Raw genomic sequence first — 15,600 nt, forward strand, 5'->3', positions numbered from 1 at the left:
CCGTGGCGAGCCCAGGGCACGTGGGAGACCACGACGCCGTGGTCCCGGCACCGCACCCGTGGACACTCCGCCTCCACGAACGCCTGGATCCAGCCCAGATCCAGGCTCCGCCACCGGCGCCTGCCGGGACCAGGATCGTAGCCCGGGCTGCGCCGCCGACACACACCACAGCGACCACGCTCACGCGAGCGAGGCCGCACATGCGCGATCAGCGAGCCGGCGTCCTCATCGAACTCAACCCGCTCAATCACCGCCTTGTCGATCCCGAGCAGAACCCGCCATATGCTGACATCACGCACGCCGCTTCTCCTGACCACCGGTCCTGTTGCCTTCGAACAGCTCAGAACCTATGCAGGAAGCGGCGTGCGACCCACTCCGACGCGCACACACACCCACAGATGCGTCAGGAGCGCCAGAAATGCACCCAGTTTCCGTCTTCGTGCCGGAAGACCTTGACACGGGTCCAGGCATCGTTGCTGGTCAGAGGCGCACAGCGTCGTGGAGTGCCTCGGCCGGCGCCTCCGGCGAACAGGAACTGGGTGCATTCCTGCACACCCAGCCGGACCCTCCGCCTCCTGCCGGAAGCTCCCGGTCCAGTCTGCTCCCCGCCGACCAGCCTCGGCCTACTCCGCCTCCCTGCCGACCAGCCTGACCAGCGCTCCGTTGCGCGCGACCAAGTCGGCATACGTGCCGACCTCCGCGACCTGCCCGGCGTCGATGACGACGATCCTCTCTGCGTCGCGCACCGTGGAGATGCGGTGAGCGATGACGATGAGCGTCCGCCCCTGGGTCGCCTCACGGATCCCGGCCAGCACATGGGCCTCGGTGTCCCGGTCCAGCTGCGACGTCGCTTCGTCCAGGATCGTCACGGGCGCCTCGCGCAGGAGGGCACGGGCCAGGGCCAGGCGTTGGCGCTGGCCCCCTGAGAGCCTCTCCCCCATCTCCCCCACCTGCGTGTCCAACCCGTCGGGCTCCCCGGCCAGCCAACCGCTGAGCCCGACCTGCTCACACACGCGCTCCAGCGCCACGCGGTCCGCATCCGGTCGTGCCACCAGCAGGTTCGCACGCACGGTGTCGTTGAAGACGTAGGGCCGCTGGGGTGCGTAGGCGACCAGCTCGCGCAGGCGCCGCTGCGTGAGGTCGCGGATGTCCGTGCCGCCGATGGCCACCTCGCCGGCATCGACGTCCCACATCCGTTCCACGAGGGCGGCCAACGTGGACTTGCCGGATCCCGACGCCCCCACGACGGCCGTCATCGCCCCTGCGGGGAAGTCCACCGTGACGCCGTGGAGGACCTGACGGCGAGGGGCCCCGGTGTCCCCGTGGCCACCCGCGCTGCCACCCCGCGGGTACCCGAAGCTCACGTCCCTCAGGGTGACGTCACCCCGCCCATCGGTGTCGCTGGGGTGCTCCGGATCCCTGACCAGGGGTCCGCGTTCCGTCACCTCGAAGACCCGACGTGCCGAGGCGAAGGCCTGGTCGAGGTCGGCCTGGAAGTCCCCCACGGCGGTGACCGGGGCGAAGGCACCCAGGGTGACGCCCACGGCCAGTCCCACCTGGGCGAGGGTCAGGTCACCCCGGGCCGCGAGCGCGCCGACCAGTGCCGTCACGGCCACCAGTGCGAGTGCCACCGCGGCCTGGCTGGCTCCGCGCCGCAGGGCGACCACTCGCGCGGAGGCGTCCTGCGCGGCGCCGATGCGGGACTCGATGTCGCCCATCCCCCGGCTTCGGCGGGGCTGGGCACCGAACGCGAGGACCTCGCGCACACCCTGCACGGAGTCGGTCACGTGCTGGGACAGATGCCCGCGCCCCTCCCGGATGACACGGGCGGCCGACTCCGTGGTCCCCGCCCCGATGCGGGGCAGCACGCCACCGACCAGGAGCAGGAAGGGCGCCAGCACCAGCGCCACCCACCAGGACACGGCCCAGCCCAGGTACACGAGCACACCGACGGGGACCAGTACGGCGGTGAGGGCAGGAGCCAGGGTGTGGGCGAAGAACACCTCGATGCGGTCGACATCCTTGGTGACGCGGGAGAGCAGGTCCCCGGAGTCGGCGCCCTCCGTCCGCGCGGGCGCCTGGGGCTCCAGGCGGTCGTAGAAGTACATGCGCAGCAGGGCGAGGGAGCGGAAGGCGACCCAGTGCCCGCTGAACTGCTCGAGGTAGCGCAGGACACCCTTCGCCAGGGCGAGGGCCACCATGGTCCACGCGATCCGGGTGAGGCTCCACGTGGGGGCGGCGGCGACCGGAACCGCTCCACCCGTCGCCGCAGCGTGTGCTCCGGCGCCGGCACCCGCGGCCCACGAGCCGACCGCCCACCCACCCAGGGCGAACAGGGCGATGCCCAGGCACAGCGCAACGCTCCGGCACAGCACCGACACGGCCAGGGGCGGGAGCACGGGCCGGGCCACGTGCAGCAGTCGCCGCGCCAGTCGGGTGGTCGTCCACTCCTGCGCGTCGTCCTCCGGTGCCGCGATGGCCGGGCCGGGCACTGACGAGGGCGTCCCTGTCGCGCTCATGCCTCATCCCCCTCGGACTCCTCAGTCTTCCCGGACCCGGCAGTCCCGGCACCGATGACCTCGACGTGTCCGTGCCGCAGTTCGGCGCGGACGTCTGCGTTCTCGATGGTCGCCTGGCGGTGGGAGATCGTCAGGGTGGTCCGCCCACGCGTGGCTTCCTCGAGGGCGGCGAGCACGTCCCGCTCGGAGGCCAGGTCGACGTGTGCGGTCGGCTCGTCCAGCAGCAGGACGGGCGCGTCCTTGAGGAGGACGCGGGCCATGGCGACCCGTTGGGCCTCGCCCCCGGACAGGGACAGGCCCCGTTCGCCCACCGGTGTGCCGAGTCCGTCGGGCAGTCTGTGGAGTGTCTCGGTGAGGTGTGCGCGGTCCAGGGCCTCGACCAGGCGGGCGTCGTCGGCGTCCGGGTCGGCGAGCAGGAGATTCTCCCGCAGGGTGCCAGTGAACAGGTAGGTCTCCTGGGCGACGACACCGATGCGGGAGCGCGTCCACTCCAGGGGGACCTCCTCCAGGTCGTGTCCCCCCAGCAGTACCCGCCCCGAGGTGGGGCGCAGGTCCGCGTGCACGAGGCCCACGATCGTCGTCTTGCCGGCTCCGGAGGGCCCGGTCAGGACCAGGTGCTCGCCGGGTCCGATGTCCAGGTCGACGCCGTCCAGCACAGGAGCGGGGTTGGTCGGGTCGTAGCTGAAGTGCACGTCCTCCAGGCGCACACCGTCGCCTCCGTCCGAGTCCCCGTCCCGTTCCCCGGGCCACGCGACACCGGGCGCGTCACTGACGGCCGGCTCCTGCGCGCAGAAGGCGCGGATCTCCTTGCCCGCAGCGATGCCTCCCATCCCGATGTAGAAGAACTGTCCGATCCGGTCCAGCGGCTCCAGCAACAGGGAGGACATCAGCACCAGCGCCAGCGCCTGGCCGGGTGTGACGGCCCCGGCCTGCATGCGCCACAGTGCCAGCAGGACGGCGCCGGTGACCATGGCCAGGGAGAACACGGAGTCCACCACCAGCAGGACCAGTTGGTTGCCGGCCAGTAGGCGCATGACATGGCGCCGCACGTCCTCCGCGGCACGCGCCAGCCGCTGGCCCATCGCCGCTCCTGCGTTGAGCAGCGCGAGCGTCGAGAGCCCCTGGATGGCGTCGAGCTCCTGGGCGGCGAGTGCCCGCGAGGAGGCTCGATACCGGCTCGACACGGTGCGGAACGCCATCTGGAACGCGCCGACACACAGGGGCACCAGGGGGATGGAGATGGCCAGCAGGCCCGCGGCGAGTGGATCGATGGCCACGGCGACGACCGCCAGGACGAGGACGGGGGTGAGCAGGGAGGCGATCATCGGAGCGATGAACGTCGCGCGGTAGGCGGCGGCACGCTCCACGCCGTCGGTGGCGGTCGAGACGACACGCCCGGTCCGCTCCCGCGTGCGCTCCTGGGCGCCGAGGGCGAAGACCTGGTCCATGACCTGCCCGCGCAGCCGTTGCTCCTCCCCGGCCAGGCCGGTGCCAGACAGGCGGGCGGCTCCCCACGCGCTGGCCCCGGCAGCGAGGGCCCCGACGAGGGCGACTCCGAGAGTGTCGAGACCTGGAGCCCCGCCGTCGAGGAGCAGGTCGAACGAGCGTCCGACGGTGAGGTGGACGAGGGCGAGTCCCAGGACAGATGCCCACGACAACACCATGACCAATGTCCTGTTCATGCAGGTCCCATCCACGCTCCGCGACTGTGCAGCTCACCCTACGTCCCGGCCCGGAACTGGTCGAGGACGGGGAGCTTCCCCACGACGTCCCTCCGGCGGCGGGAGCGAGGGGTGCGTGCGAGGATCGGGAGCATGACGGACACCGGTGCGGATCATGCAGGACACGGCAGCGACGCCGACCGGGCCGGGGCGACCCGGTCACACGGGGAAGCGACGCACCGGGACCCGGCGCACGGGGAGCAACCGCCCGCGACCGACACAGGTGGAGCACGAGCAGACGGACCGCGCGCAGGTGAAACACAAGCAGGCGGAACACAAGCAGGCGGAACACAAGCAGACGGACCGCGCGCAGGTGAAACACAAGCAGGTGGAACACAAGCAGACGGACCGCGCGCAGGCGCAGACGGAGCACGAACAGGCGGAGCACGAACAGGCGGAGTGCAAGCAGGCGGAGTGCAAGCAGGCGGAGTGCAAGCAGGCGGAGTGCAAGCAGGCGGAGTGCAAGCAGGCGGAGTGCAAGCAGGCGGGCCACGTCGGCGCGTCACTGCCTACCGTGCCTCCGGCGCGGACCTCCCCTTCGGCCATCCCGAGTGGTCCCACGGCGTCGCCATGGAGGGCTACTTCTGGCGCCTCACGGACCCGACCAGCGGTCGGGTCGCGATCGCACTCATCGGCGTCCAGAACGATGACACCGGTTCCTGGGCGCTGACCGGGCTGGGCACGTCGGAGGGATCCTGGCGGCAGGCGATCCTGCCCGCGGCCCGTGCGCGGCGCACCGGTCTCGGGGCGCGGGCGGGAGACCTCATGCCGTCTGCGTCTCCGGACACAGCGGGAAAACGGGGCGGGGTGACCGCTGGCGAGCGCGAGATGGAGACCTCCGGCGGTGCGACCGGGTACTTCCTCGGCACCGACCGTCGCCTCCTCGTCGAACTGGGTGACGACGCGAAGCTCGACGTCCACCTGGAGGCGACTGACCGTTGGCCGTCCCGGCGACCGTTCGGGGGGTCGAGCTGGTTCCAGGCCGTCCCGGGGCTCAACCAGTACTGGCACCCGTGGCTGCTGGGCGGGAGGGCCACCGGTAGCCTCGACATCTCCGGGGAGCGCAGGGAGTTCGTGGACGCCGAGGTCTACGGCGAGAAGAACTGGGGGCGGGCGGGCTTCCCCGACTCCTGGTGGTGGGGCCAGGCACAGGGCTTCCCGGACACCGACGCCTGCGTGGCCTTCGCGGGCGGCGAGGTCACCGCCGGTCGCCTGCGCACGGAGGTCACCGGTCTCGTGGTACGGCTCCCCGACGGGCACGTCATCCGGCTGGGGAACCCTGTGACCTCGCCGGTCCGGGCGGACGTCGGTGATGAGCACTGGGTCCTGGAGGGACGCTCCCTGACCTGGTCCGTCAGCGTCGAGGCCCGTGCCCCGCTCGGGGATGCCCTCGTCCTGCCTGTGCCCCTGGTCGGCCAGCGCCGCGCGGTCCCCGGTGCGATCGAGCAACTCGCGGGCACCCTGGCTGTCCGGGTCCGTCACCGCGGGCACCTGGTGTGGGAGGCGAAGTCCTCGCTGGCCGGACTGGAACACGGCGGCCTGGCACGCGCTGCAGCGTTGGCGGCCTCGCGCGCCTGAACCGACACTGCTCGTCGCCACGCGCCCACGCCCCGCTCTTGGAGAACACCTCCCGCGAAGCACACCCGACCACTACCCGAGGCACACCCAGCACGGCCGGGAGGCACCCTCACCAGGAACATCCCGCCACGACCTCCCGCTGGCACGCCCACCACGCCCGCGAAGCACACCCACCCCCCAGAACGCGCCCTCCACGACAATCAAGAGGCGGGCTCCCCACGACCCCACAAGGCACGCCACACCCCACCGCGCGGAGCATACCCTTCCCTCTTGTCATTACTCACATTTCAGTAGATACTCATTTTTTGTGAGTGCATCACAGAACACACATGACCTGCGGATCCCGACCGGCGACTCCGGTCCCGGCGCCAGCCCGTCCTTCGTCGCTGCAATGGACATCGTGGGTCGCCGGTGGAACGGCCGCGTGATCCAGGCGCTCGGTGCCGGGTGCAAGGGGTTCGCCGAGATCGCGCGTCATGTCGGTGGCGTCTCCGACCAGGTGCTGGCACTTCGTCTCCGCGAGCTCGAATCCGATGGCCTGATCCGTCGCTCCGTGACCAGAAGCCATCCCCCGGTCTCTCGTTACTTCCTGACCGAGACAGGGCGTTCCCTGCTCCCCGTCCTGGATGCCCTCGCGGAGTGGGGCCGCCAGCTCCTCAGCGACACGGAGACGGAGCATCGCGGCGAGGTGGACACCGAGGCGGAGGATGCCCGCGCGGAGCTGGAAGCCATGGCTGAATGGGGTCGTCAGGACATCATCGCCAGCCAGACCCGGGGCGCCACACGCCCTCCCAAACCCGACCTCGCCGCCCTGAGGGCCGCACGCCGGGCCAAGAGAAACGACACGAGCAAAAGGACCGACACGACCGACAAGGACCAACAGGACCACTGAGGTGAACAGCTCCGCACCGCACCGATGAACGACCCCGCACCGTTGAAATGAGCGGCTCCGCGCCGCACCGATGAACGACCCCGCACCGTTGAGATGAACGACCCCTTGCCGCTGGCGGACCAGGACTGATGACGGAAGTCGGCGTGCAACCGGACCGGGGCCCACACTGCACACGCACGTACGCACGTACGCACGAGCAAGGGCCCGCGATCACTGGGATCGCGGGCCCCCCGCCACCGCCTCGTCGCCCCCCCGGTCACATGCCGAAGGAGCAGCGGGGTGCACTCACTGCTCAGAGGATCCGGTAGGTCCACCCGTAGGGATCGGGAACCAGGCCCATCTGGATGTCGGTGAGGTCGTGGTAGGCCTTCTCGGTGACGGGCCCGGTGGGCACCTCCACGTCGAAGCCCTCCCCGGCCAGACGACCGATGGGGGTGACCACGGCGGCCGTGCCGCAGGCGAAGACCTCGGAGACGGCTCCGGACTTGATGCCCTCGACCAGGTCGTCCAGGGCGATCGGCTCCTCACGGACCTCGGTTCCTTGGTCACGCAGCATGCGGCAGATGGCGGAACGTGTCCCGCCCTCCAGGATCACGCCGGTCAGTTCGGGGGTGCGAACGGTTCCGTCGGCCATGACGACGAAGACGTTCATGCCGCCCAACTCCTCCAGGTACTTCTCCTCATAGGTGTCGAGGAAGCAGACCTGGGAGAAGCCACGCTCGGCGGCCTCCATCTGGGGCAGCAGCGAGGCGGCGTAGTTGCCACCGGCCTTGGCGGTGCCGGTCCCACCGGGGCCGGCGCGGTGGTAACCCTTCACCACCCAGATGGACACGGGCTCGAAGCCGCCCTTGAAGTAAGGACCCGACGGCGACCCGATCACGTAGTAGTCGATGAGGTGGGCGGCGTGGACGCCCAGGAAGTCCTCCGAGGCGAACATGAAGGGGCGCAGGTACAGGCTGGAGCCGGGCTTGTCCGGCACCCACTTGGAGTCGGCGCGCACGTAGTCCACCAGAGAGGCCACGAAGTCCTCCCGCTCGATGGGCGGCAGGGACAGCCGCTGCGCGGAGTGGTCGATGCGTGCGGCGTTGTACCCGGGACGGAAGGTCCAGATGGACCCATCGGCATGCCGGTAGGCCTTGATGCCCTCGAAGACGGACTGGGAGTAGTGCAGCACTGCGGCCGCGGGCGTCAGCGACAGGGGCCCGTAGGGGACGACGGCGCGGTCGTGCCAGCCCTGGTCGGGTGTCCACCGCATGTGGGCCATGTGGTCGGTGAAGGAGTGACCGAAGGTCAGGTCCTCCATGATGGCGTCGTACTCGGCATCGGAGGCGGGGCTCGGGTTGGCGTGCAGCGGGAACCGCCCGGCCAGCTCGTCGGCTACAGGGATGACGACGTCACCTGCTGCTTCGAGCGCGGTGGGGACGTGTGTCTGGGTTGCCATCCGGGGCCTCCTCTTCTTGACGTGCTGTCGCGACCCAGCCTATGTATTCCGCGCCATCACGCGGGTCCGGTTCCGTCATGTGGCCTGCCTCCCCGCCCCGTGACGTGGGTGGCGGCGCCCTCGTCGACCCCCGGGAGAGTGGGCCCGGGACCTCGGTCCCCCATCCTCCCACCTCTGCCGATCCCCCGGTGCATGAGGGCGGACGAGGGGACCTGGGCGAAGCACCCATGTACCACCTGGTGACCGCGGACGGACGCACGGTGGACCTGGTGCTCGGCGGGGCCGTCGACCCGGGGACGCGTCCTCCCCACCCCGTGGAGGAAATGGTGCCGACGAAGATGCGGCTCATCCTGCCGGATCCGCGGTGGAGGAGCGGCCGACGTGGACGTGCACGACGGTGCCGCCCACGATGTCAGTTGGGCGTGAGGCAGGCCTTGATCGTCGTGGAAGCGGTCCCACGCAGAGCCGTGAGGACACCTGAAGACAACTCGTAGCTGCTCCGGAACGGCATCCAGTCCGACCCTTCGCCGTCGATTCGGTAGGCATGGCCGGACTGCGGACCGGGAGTGAAGACCACATTCCTCACAGGAGCCGTGGAGTGAAGGTTGTACTCCGTGAGCGCATCCGTGAGATCCAAGGTGTGTGACCATCCGAAGAAGAACGGGTTTGCCTCCAGGTCAGTGACCGTGCCCGACACCGTCATCTCGACGCACAGATCGCCGAGCCCTGGAGTACCTCCGGTCCAGACGGGCGCGCTGGGATGCGGCATGGAGAACCCGTCCGCGACAGGTAGCTGGCCGTGGAGCCAGAAGTTGCACAAGTGGATGGTCCTGGTCTGGGAGACACTGATGGCGTCCGTGCCGGTCAGCTCGAGGTGCGCGGAGTCCTCATCAGTGACTCTCCATTCCGATTCGTAGCGCAGGTCCGGTCTCTCGCCGTAGAACGGAGCTCCGGAGAGGTCGACAGCCAGCTGCCAAGTGGCGGGCGAATCGGTCGAGCCCGTCACCACCACTGCGGCACACAACTCTCGCCCGGCGTTCCCTGCGGAGGTGGCTGAGGTGATCGCGCCACCGTCCTTCACGGTCCACACGACGGAGGCGACGACGGTGTTGGCATTCCCCGCAGTGATGACCCGGTCCGCCGGAGTCTGTCCTCCACCCGGGCTGGAGGGCTGGGGGCTCGGCTGCGGCGTTCCGCCTCCCTGGTCCCCGTCGCCCGACGAGGGCGAGGGCGAGGGCTCAGGCGTCGGCGTCGAGGTCCACGTCCCCGAGCTCACACCGGCACTGAAGTGTGCCTCGTCGAACCAGCCGGAAGCACTCGCGACTCCCCCACCGAGCAGCAGGACCACCAGGACGCCCGCGAGGAGCGTCCTGGTGGTCCTGTGCATGCGAGCCTTGCTCAAGCGGTTGCCCTGTCCCTGCGTCGGGCGCGCAGGCGCGCCGGGAGTCCACCCCGGTTGATCCCGCGCGTGCCGCGCGGCGAGGGCGGCACCATGACGAAGACCATCATGGCGGCCAGCGCAACGGCCAGCGGGATCATGACCTGGGGTCTGATGAGCTTGACGATGACGTAGCCGACCACGGGGATGCGCCACTTCGGCGCCCACACCTCACCCGACGCCTGGTAGACGGGGGCATCCACCGAGGAGTTGGCATCGCCCTTGAGCTGCAGCAGTGCCTGGTGCCCGTCGCGCTGGATGTCGACGATGCGGTGCGAGACGGGCATGTGGTCGGCATCGGGTGCGATGGAGACGACCTGGCCGACCTCCAGGTCGGCCACGGCCACCCTGGTGTCGATGAGCAGGTCACCCCTGCTGATGCCGGGCTCCATGGAGCCCGAGATCACGACCAGGGGGTTGATGACGCCCAGGCGTGCCAGCCCGAAGACCGCGAGCGCAGCGAGGGCGACCACCAGGGTGAGCACCACCAGCACGCGGCGCAGCCCACGCAGTCCTGCCCGCACAATCCTCATCTCCGGGAATGCCTCAGTTCTTGGGGGTACCGGTGAACGTCACCGTGATGGTGTTGTCCGAGTGCTTCTCATTCTGAAGGGTGTCGCTCCAGTCACCAGCGATGACGGTCAGGGTCGCCTTCGTCGTTTCATCGGCGGCAAGCTCCGGATCGAAGCCGGTGACTGTGACCTGTGTGCCTGAGTCCTTGTCCAGGAGATCACCGGCGACGGCGGTTGTCTGCGTGAGCTCCAGGGGCACGGTGGAGGAGTTCTGGAGGTCGAGCTCGACGGTGCGAGTCTCGTTGGGGAGCATGTTGTCAAATGTCGTCGACGGGATCTTGATGGCAAGGTCGCCATCATCGGCAAGTTGGTATTCCGCGTCATTCGCGAGCTTGCCCTCGAGCTCGACACCCGCGGAGGAAGCGTTGGCAGAGAACCACGCCTGGTCGGAGAACCCCGCCGAGGTCGCGGCGGCGGTGACGCCGACGACGGCCAGGAGGACGGCGCCCAGGCGGACGGCGCGGGACTTGCGGGTGTCCTTGTCGGAACAGGAGTCGGCGCGGTGTGAGGACATGAGGAATCGTTCCTTCGTCGAGGAGAGTGAGGTGGCAGGAAGCACCTGCCCAAGGGGTCAACAGAAGCGACCTGACTGCGGGGATACAGCAGCTCAGACACGCTTTCTGAACACGTTGTCAGATTTGCATCCGAGCGTCGCCCACGTCAAGGTGGGAGTGGCCCGAGGACGGGGTGAACGTCGTCACAACAATTGGCGGCGCGAGCGACGAACGGCCAGTTCCCGGCGACGTCCCACATAGTCACACATCCGCCTGCATACGTGAATTGGGACCTTCGTCCCGGTCGTTCGCCCCTCCCTTCTCCGACCAGGGCGACGACCGTCACAGGGACCCCTACCCCCACACCCCTCACACACCACCCGTCATGGACCACAATGGGTGTCCCACCCCGGATCGGAGGCTCCCGTGACACAGGCACCCTCGTGGCTGCGGACCTCTGGGACCCGCACCTCCACCGAACCCCGGCCACCGCGCACCGGCTTCCACGTCCTCTTCGTGTGCACGGGCAACATCTGCCGCTCTGCCTTCGCCGAGACCTACCTGCGCACCCAGCTGGGACCCGACAGTCCGGTCACCGTCTCCTCTGCCGGCACGATGGCTGTGGTCGGTCACGACCTGGAGGACCAGATGGCCGCACGGGCGGAGCTGCTGGACCTGCCCTACACGGGGCACACGGCCCGCCAGCTCACGGGACGCATCCTGGGCACAGCCGACCTGGTCCTCGTCTTCGAGGAGCACCACCTCACCTGGGTGCTGGAGGAACGCCCCGAGATGCTCACCCGGACGCTCTCCCTCGGCCAGGCGGCCGCAGGACTGGCTGTGCTGCCGCCCGACGTGCACCCGACGTGGGACCAGGTCGCGTCCCGTGTCCAGGCGGTCCGCCCCGCAGCACTGCCCGAGGACTGGATACCGGATCCCTACCGTCGTGGAGCGAGCGCTGCGGCGCAGGCATCACGACGCATCGTCCACGACATCGACCAGATCCTCGCCCACATCGCCCCACCCTCCGATTCCTGAGGGGCCCGCCCGGACGGGGTGGGCCGGGGACACGACGAGGGCGGGAGGACGTCGTCCCGGCCGAGCATCCGGTCGGCCATGGCGACGGCATCGGCACCGCTCGCCGGAGCGATGACCGGGCGCCGGTGGAGACCCCGCCCTCAGGAGGGGAGCTCAGACCCCTGTGCCTCGGCGAGCAGCGATCCGGCGACAGCCAGGGTGTGTCGGGCCTGCTCAGGAGCTACGCGCACGAGGGCGAGGGCGGCCACGACCAGCGCGGTGATCGTCTCGGCGAGGCGCTCCCGTCGCGCCCGGGAGACATCGACGAGGGCGGCATCGACGCCACGGGCGATGGCCGCCTGGAGTTCGTCGCGATACCTGGCGATGAGATCGGCCACCCCCGGGTCCCGCGAGATCGGGGAACCCGCCGCATTGATCAGCAGGCAGCCATTGGTGCCCGGCATCGAGTCGACCCGGGCCAGGACCCCACCCAGGCCGTCGAGGTAGTCGGACAGCGCGGCGGGGTCGACGGGGTCCTCCGTCAGGGGACGCAGACGAGGGCGCACGACCTCGCTCAAGTAGCTCTCCACCGCGGCGTCGAAGAGTCCTCGCTTGGAACCGAAGGCGTTGTAGATGCTGGAGCGCCCCAGACCGGTGGCCTCCTCCAGCTCGGGGACGGAGGCGCCCTCGTACCCGCGGCGCCAGAAGAGCGCACGGGCACCCCGCACGACCCGGTCGCGGTCAAAACCTCGAGGCCTGCTCACATCTTCCCCTTTTCGCAACAACCATTCCAGTATAGGGTGGAACAGTCATTACAGAACAGGGCCGGACGTCGGCCCCTGTCGGAAGGAACGTCGTCATGGTCCTCGTCGGACTCGTGCTTGCCGGGGTCGCCGCCCTCGTCCACGTCTACATCTTCGCCCTGGAGTCCCTCGCCTGGACGGGCGAGCGCGCCCGCACCACCTTCGGTTTCTCGGAGGAGGAGGCCCTGGCGACCAAGAGCCTCGCCTTCAACCAGGGCTTCTACAACCTCTTCCTCGCGATCACCGCGTTCGTCGGCATCGTCCTGGTCGCGGTCGGGCTCACCGCAGTCGGTGCTGCACTGGTGTTCACCGGCGCCGGATCGATGGCCGCGGCCGCCCTCGTCCTGCTCCTCTCCAGCAGGGACAAGACCGCGGCTGCCCTCAAGCAGGGGGTCATCCCCACCCTCGCCGTCATCACGCTGGCCGCGGGGCTGGTCCTGTGAGGCGCGGATCGATCGGTGCGCCCCCGGGCAGCGACCGCTGCGGCACCACCCCCACTCCGGCCGTGGCCCCGGTCGCGCGCAAGTTCGGTGGCCGGAGGATGCCTGTGCTCGATCCCCGGGAGTTGGCGTGACCATGCGCGCACTGGTCCACGAGGGGCACGTGCCCGCCGCCGAGCTGACCCTGGCCGATGTGCCACTCCCCGGTGCGCAACCGGGACGCGTCCAGGTCCGCGTGCTCGCCGCCTCCCCGAACCCGGTGGACTGGCACCTCTACCAGGGCGCTCCTCGGGTGATGCGCCTGCTGAGGGGGAAGGGTCTCCGGCGGCGCGGGTGGCAGGGCGTGGGTGAGGACTTCTCCGGAGTCGTGGACGAGGTCGGGGCGGGTGTCACCGGGTTCGAGCCGGGCCAACGGGCGTTCGGCACGCTGCCCGCCACCGCACAGCGCGGTGGCTCGATGGCCCAGTTGGTGAGCACCAGAGCGGACTGGATCACTCCCCTGCCCGATGCGGTGTCCCCCACCGATGCCGCAGCAGTCCCGCTCGCGGGACTCACCGCACTGCAGGCCCTGCGCGACAGCGGCGGACTGCGGGCCGGGAGCCGAGTCCTCGTGTGGGGCTCGGCCGGTGGAGTGGGACACCTCGCGGTCCAGATCGCGCACCTGCTGGGGGCGGGGCGGGTGGACGCCGTGTGCTCCACCCGCAGTGCGGAGATGGTCCGGGGCCTCGGTGCAGACACCGTCTTCGACTACACCCGCAACCAGGAACCGACCGGCCCCTATGACATCGTCATCGACACCGTCTGCACGGCAGGCATCCCCACCCTCAGGCGCATCCTCTCCCCGAACGGGACCGTCGTCACCATCGGTGCCGTGGGTGGCGGACGCCTGCTGGGACCCGGGGGACCTCTGATCCGGCGGGGCATCGGTGCGGCCCTGACTCGGCTGCGCGCCAGGACCGTACTGACGGACGTGAAGGCAACGGACCTGGCCCTGCTGGGTGACTGGTTGGCGGACGGATCGCTGCGCGTGGTCGTCCAGGAAATCTTCGACCTCGACCATGCCCGCGAGGCGTACCAGGTGCTGGAGGCCGGACGCGTGCGCGGCAAGCTCGTCGTGCGCGTCGCGGATGAGGATGCGGGGACGACGGAGGCAGGTGCGAGCGGAGGAGCCGACGCGGAGGCAGGTGCCCCCGTGGACGGTTCGTCGGATGACCACGATGGTGGTTGCGCCTGAACCCGCAGGGACCGTGAGTTCGGGCACGGGCGACACGGAGAACACCCAACCCCGAACTCAGCGGCACATTCAGGCCGGAACAGCCCTCAACCCCCCGTGAGTTCGGGCGCGGGCGACACGGAGAACACCCAACCCCGAACTCAGCAGCACATTCAGGCCAGAACAGCCCTCAACCGCCCATGAGTTCGGGCGCGGGCGTCGTGGGCCCAATTGCTTCTTCGTCATTGAGTGCTCCTCCGCGACATGCTCCTGTGTCACCACCTCCATGTGAGGACACGAGACAGGATCACGGACCCCGTCGCGGACCCACAGCACTGCGCACCGCCCAAATGTCCGAGTCGGACGAGTGGGTGACCTGCCGCTCCTGCCCCACTGCTGCAATCACCGATGCAGACACGATGACCGAGGCAGGGCGGGACGGTGCCCGAAGAGGCACCGTCCCGCCCTGTCACCATCTGGGAACGCCGAATCAGGGATGACTCCCTGTGCCGCCCGTCCCGGCAGTATGTGGAACCTGGTCCCTCACACCCTCGGGGTTCCCAGCTCCAACCACTTGGCGAACTCCTCGGCGTCCGCATAGGACTTCTGGGTTCCACGCTTGGTCACGGAGTTCGCGGCGTAGGCGTTGGCTGCGCGCAAGGCGTCGGGCACGGTGTCGCCGTGGACCAGACGATGACTGAAGCACCCGATGAAGGCGTCCCCCGCGCCCGTGGTGTCGAGGGGGGTGGCCGGGTACTCGCCCAGGAGCAGCTCATCCTCGGCCCCCAACCAGAAGACACCTCGCTTGCCCAGGGTCACGATGACATTGGAGCAGCCGCGGTCCACCAGGACCCGCGCCGCCGCGCGCACCTCGTCGATGCTGCCCGTGGGCAGACCCGTCAAGGTGGCCAGCTCGGTCTCGTTGGGCACGAAGTAGTCACACTTCGTCACCTGCGCGAAGTCGAGCTCGGTGGAGGCGGGGGCCGGGTTCAGCAGCACGGGCACCCCCACCCGCCGTCCCAGGTCGATCGCCGCGTAGACCGTCTCCAAGGGGATCTCCAGCTGGAGGACGATGAGGCTGCACTGGGCGACCTCCTCGGCCACCGCGTCGACATCCGCCGGGGAGAGCGCATTGTTGGCTCCCTTGACGATGATGATCGAGTTGTGCGAGTCGGGGTCCACGAAGATGGGGGCCACACCCGAGGTCCCGGGCGTGGTCATCACGTGGGTGGTGTCGATACCGTTGGCCTCGAAGTTGCGCACGGTGTTCGCGGCGAACATGTCGTCCCCCACCCGCGAGACCATGAGCACCTCAGACCCGAGCCGGGCGGCAGCGACCGCCTGGTTCGCACCCTTGCCCCCGCAACCCATGGAGAAGTCCGGGGCCTCGATGGTCTCCCCCTCCTGGGGCATACGGGTGATGTAGCTGATCAGGTCCACCATGTTCGACCCGATGACTGCGATGTCCATGT

14 protein-coding genes are annotated in these 15,600 nt (G+C 69.6%); 5 read left to right on the top strand and 9 right to left on the bottom strand.

What is annotated here, in order from left to right; all coding sequences use genetic code 11:
* From BQ9890_RS16285 to BQ9890_RS07095, 3 genes are all read right to left on the bottom strand, one after another.
* The coding region (locus BQ9890_RS16285; protein ID WP_230298010.1) for a transposase family protein at nucleotides 1-299 on the bottom strand (299 nt) is incomplete at its 3' end.
* Nucleotides 300-623: 324 nt separating this feature from the next.
* Nucleotides 624-2,519 (bottom strand): thiol reductant ABC exporter subunit CydC, encoded by a 1,896-nt coding sequence (gene cydC, locus BQ9890_RS07090; protein WP_075890387.1) that lies wholly within the window; start codon nucleotides 2,517-2,519, stop codon nucleotides 624-626.
* Nucleotides 2,516-4,201: an ABC transporter ATP-binding protein/permease gene (locus BQ9890_RS07095; RefSeq protein WP_078062296.1), complete on the bottom strand. Its 1,686-nt coding sequence runs from the start codon at nucleotides 4,199-4,201 to the stop codon at nucleotides 2,516-2,518. The genes cydC and BQ9890_RS07095 overlap by 4 nt, the downstream gene beginning before the upstream one ends.
* Nucleotides 4,202-4,714: 513 nt before the next feature.
* Here BQ9890_RS07095 and BQ9890_RS07100 point away from each other — a divergent pair.
* Together BQ9890_RS07100 and BQ9890_RS07105 are read left to right on the top strand one after the other, a co-directional pair.
* The gene (locus BQ9890_RS07100) at nucleotides 4,715-5,818 is read left to right on the top strand and encodes a tocopherol cyclase family protein (protein ID WP_230297864.1); all 1,104 of its coding nucleotides are present in this window, start codon (nucleotides 4,715-4,717) and stop codon (nucleotides 5,816-5,818) included.
* A gap of 307 nt (nucleotides 5,819-6,125) precedes the next feature.
* Nucleotides 6,126-6,710 carry a winged helix-turn-helix transcriptional regulator gene (locus tag BQ9890_RS07105; RefSeq protein ID WP_230297865.1) on the top strand — a complete coding sequence of 195 codons (585 nt, stop codon included), beginning with the start codon at nucleotides 6,126-6,128 and terminating at the stop codon, nucleotides 6,708-6,710.
* Nucleotides 6,711-7,002: 292 nt separating this feature from the next.
* Here the strand turns inward: BQ9890_RS07105 and BQ9890_RS07110 are convergent, their stop codons facing one another.
* From BQ9890_RS07110 to BQ9890_RS07125, 4 genes are all read right to left on the bottom strand, one after another.
* Nucleotides 7,003-8,151, bottom strand: coding sequence for a branched-chain amino acid aminotransferase (locus tag BQ9890_RS07110; protein ID WP_075890395.1), 1,149 nt, complete (start codon nucleotides 8,149-8,151; stop codon nucleotides 7,003-7,005).
* Between the two features lie 412 nt (nucleotides 8,152-8,563).
* A complete protein-coding gene (locus BQ9890_RS07115; RefSeq protein ID WP_075890397.1) occupies nucleotides 8,564-9,538 on the bottom strand; it encodes a hypothetical protein in 975 nt (324 codons plus the stop codon).
* Between the two features lie 11 nt (nucleotides 9,539-9,549).
* On the bottom strand, nucleotides 9,550-10,122 hold the full coding sequence (locus tag BQ9890_RS07120) for a signal peptidase I (RefSeq protein WP_078062297.1): 573 nt from the start codon (nucleotides 10,120-10,122) through the stop codon (nucleotides 9,550-9,552).
* Between the two features lie 13 nt (nucleotides 10,123-10,135).
* Nucleotides 10,136-10,675 carry a hypothetical protein gene (locus tag BQ9890_RS07125; RefSeq protein ID WP_075890401.1) on the bottom strand — a complete coding sequence of 180 codons (540 nt, stop codon included), beginning with the start codon at nucleotides 10,673-10,675 and terminating at the stop codon, nucleotides 10,136-10,138.
* 406 nt (nucleotides 10,676-11,081) lie between these two features.
* Here BQ9890_RS07125 and BQ9890_RS07130 point away from each other — a divergent pair, with 406 nt between their 5' ends.
* Nucleotides 11,082-11,693, top strand: coding sequence for an arsenate reductase/protein-tyrosine-phosphatase family protein (locus BQ9890_RS07130; RefSeq protein WP_195907643.1), 612 nt, complete (start codon nucleotides 11,082-11,084; stop codon nucleotides 11,691-11,693).
* A gap of 140 nt (nucleotides 11,694-11,833) precedes the next feature.
* Here BQ9890_RS07130 and BQ9890_RS07135 read toward each other — a convergent pair whose 3' ends face one another.
* Nucleotides 11,834-12,436: a TetR/AcrR family transcriptional regulator gene (locus BQ9890_RS07135; protein WP_075890405.1), complete on the bottom strand. Its 603-nt coding sequence runs from the start codon at nucleotides 12,434-12,436 to the stop codon at nucleotides 11,834-11,836.
* A 95-nt stretch (nucleotides 12,437-12,531) separates the two neighbouring features.
* On the opposite strand from BQ9890_RS07135, the gene BQ9890_RS07140 reads away from it, so the two are divergent.
* Both BQ9890_RS07140 and BQ9890_RS07145 read left to right on the top strand, forming a co-directional pair.
* Nucleotides 12,532-12,918, top strand: coding sequence for a DUF1304 domain-containing protein (locus tag BQ9890_RS07140; protein WP_075890407.1), 387 nt, complete (start codon nucleotides 12,532-12,534; stop codon nucleotides 12,916-12,918).
* 133 nt (nucleotides 12,919-13,051) lie between these two features.
* Nucleotides 13,052-14,149 carry an NAD(P)-dependent alcohol dehydrogenase gene (locus BQ9890_RS07145; RefSeq protein ID WP_230298011.1) on the top strand — a complete coding sequence of 366 codons (1,098 nt, stop codon included), beginning with the start codon at nucleotides 13,052-13,054 and terminating at the stop codon, nucleotides 14,147-14,149.
* Nucleotides 14,150-14,671: 522 nt separating this feature from the next.
* Here the strand turns inward: BQ9890_RS07145 and rbsK are convergent.
* On the bottom strand, nucleotides 14,672-15,598 hold the full coding sequence (gene rbsK, locus BQ9890_RS07150; RefSeq protein WP_075890411.1) for a ribokinase: 927 nt from the start codon (nucleotides 15,596-15,598) through the stop codon (nucleotides 14,672-14,674).
* Nucleotides 15,599-15,600 lie beyond the last annotated feature (2 nt).

This window comes from Actinomyces provencensis (assembly GCF_900155435.1).
Taxonomy (GTDB): Bacteria; Actinomycetota; Actinomycetes; order Actinomycetales; family Actinomycetaceae; genus Pauljensenia; species Pauljensenia provencensis.